The organism is Bacillus sp. BB081 (assembly GCF_008368895.1).
GTDB lineage: Bacteria > Bacillota > Bacilli > Bacillales > Bacillaceae_G > Bacillus_A > Bacillus_A wiedmannii.
The window spans coordinates 1-1,974 of the sequence record NZ_QOZX01000114.1; the positions used below are offsets into that span (position 1 = coordinate 1).

The window sequence follows — 1,974 nt, forward strand, 5'->3', positions numbered from 1 at the left end:
GTGCCCCTTCTATTCGTTATTTATCTATATTTTAGATGTATGTTCAGTAACTGCATGAATGATGTCTGCCCAGTCATCAGAATGATTTTCATGTCCTGCGCCTTCAAGGGTTAGTAGGACTGATTTAGGAATTTCATCAATAAGTGCGAGACCATGTTCAAAAGGGAGTGCAGTATCGTCTGTTCCGTGAATAACTAATGTAGGTGCTTGTATGGAGTGAAGCACACCTTCATAAGCATCATCACCTTGAAGTAAAGCGTGATTAAACATACTTAATAGATTGTTTGCGCGTTCTATTTCTTGTTTTACTTGATTATAGACTCTTTTTTCATCAAATGTTCGTTTGGATCCACATAATAGGCGAGATCCGGAAACTAAATATTCTGCTACAACATTTTCATTTGTCCAATCTAAATGCGTGCCATTTGCGTGATGTGTTAAAATTCTTTCGTCCATCGGAGGTAAATCGCGCGTATTATCGTCAGGGCCTATCACACTTGTAGCTAATAATGTTAACGTTAAAATTCTTTCGGGATGTTTTACAGCAGCAATTTGAGCGATCATACCACCTAATGACATACCAAATAGATGTGCTTTATCAATATGATAAGCATCGAGTACCCCAATTGCATCTTCAGCCATATCTGTAACTGTATAATTGGAAGTTCCAGGCTCATATGTAACAGAGCATCCCACATCACGGTTATCAAAACGAATAACAAATTTCCCCGTGTTAGCCAACTGTTCACAAAACTCTTCATCCCAATAAACCATTGAACACGTAGCACCCATAATTAATAAAATAGCTGGGTTTTTAGGGTTCCCAAAGCTTTCTGTACATATATCAATCCCGTTTATTTTAAATATCTTTTCAGTCATAGAGTTCTCCTCATTTCTTTTGAATGTAATTGAAAATACAGTTTTGAGTGATTCTAAGGTGAGTGTACGTTTCTTTTTGGAATTAATAGTGCAATAACCCCTAAAAATAAGTATATAGCCATTCAAGGCAAAAAATTTTGAGAAATATTTGTATGTTATTAAAATAAATAGCAAGGAGGAATGGAAATGAAAGCAATTGTTATAGATCAATATGGTAATGTTGAAGAATTAAAAGAAAGAGAAGTTTTAAAACCAATTGTTAAAGGTAACGAGGTATTGATACGTATTCTCGCGACATCTGTTAATCCTGTTGATTGGAAAATAAGAAAAGGAGACTTACAAGAACAGTTGCAATTTTCATTTCCAATTATTTTAGGGTTGGATGTAGCTGGGGTTATTGAAGAAGTTGGGGAAGAGGTAGAGTACTTCAAAGTAGGAGATAAAGTATTTACGAAACCTGAAAATATAGGGAAGGGCTCTTATGCTGAATTCATTACAGTAAACTCGGATTTAGTATCTTATATGCCTACTAATCTAAGTTTCGAAGAGGCAGCTTCTATTCCTCTTGCAGGACTTACAGCGTGGCAAAGTCTTGTAGATTACGCAAAAATAAAAGAACATGACCGAGTACTCATTCATGCTGGAGCTGGTGGAGTTGGAAGTTTGGCAATCCAAATCGCAAAATCATTTGGAGCTTTTGTTGCGACAACCGCAAGTAGTAAGAATGAAGAGTTTTTAAAGTCTTTAGGAGTACAGATTTCGATATTGTATTAGATACAATAGGTGGCGAAGTACAAGAAAAAAGCTTTCAAATTATAAAATCTGGTGGTGTGTTAGTTTCGATTGTTCATGAGCCAATTCAAAAAGTAAAAGGGATAAAATCAGGGTTTTTATGGCTAAAACCAAACGGAAAGCAATTAGAAGCATTATCAAAATTAATTGTACACGGAAAAATAAAACCAATTATAAGTAAAGTTGTGCCGTTTAATGAAGAGGGGGTTAGAGAAGCTCATATTTTGAGTGAAGGTCAACATGTTAGAGGTAAAATTGTAATGAAAGTCGGAGGATAATGAAAATAGTGGCTTGTAGAGAAAG

General features: G+C 35.4%; 1 protein-coding gene and 1 pseudogene. One reads left to right on the forward strand and one right to left on the reverse strand.

Annotated features, from left to right (window positions below; all coding sequences use genetic code 11):
- Window positions 1-24: 24 nt before the first annotated feature.
- Entirely contained in the window at window positions 25-879 is an 855-nt protein-coding gene (gene mle, locus DN394_RS28250) for a BCA family alpha/beta fold macrolide esterase (RefSeq protein ID WP_149294448.1), read from the reverse strand.
- Window positions 880-1,065: 186 nt separating this feature from the next.
- Here mle and DN394_RS28255 point away from each other — a divergent pair.
- Window positions 1,066-1,949, forward strand: a pseudogene (locus DN394_RS28255) (NADP-dependent oxidoreductase).
- Window positions 1,950-1,974: the final 25 nt, after the last annotated feature.

Coding starts and splice junctions, on each gene's coding strand:
- mle (WP_149294448.1), bottom strand. CDS start 879: ATGACTGAAAAGATATTTAAAATAAACGGGATTGATATATGTACAGAA.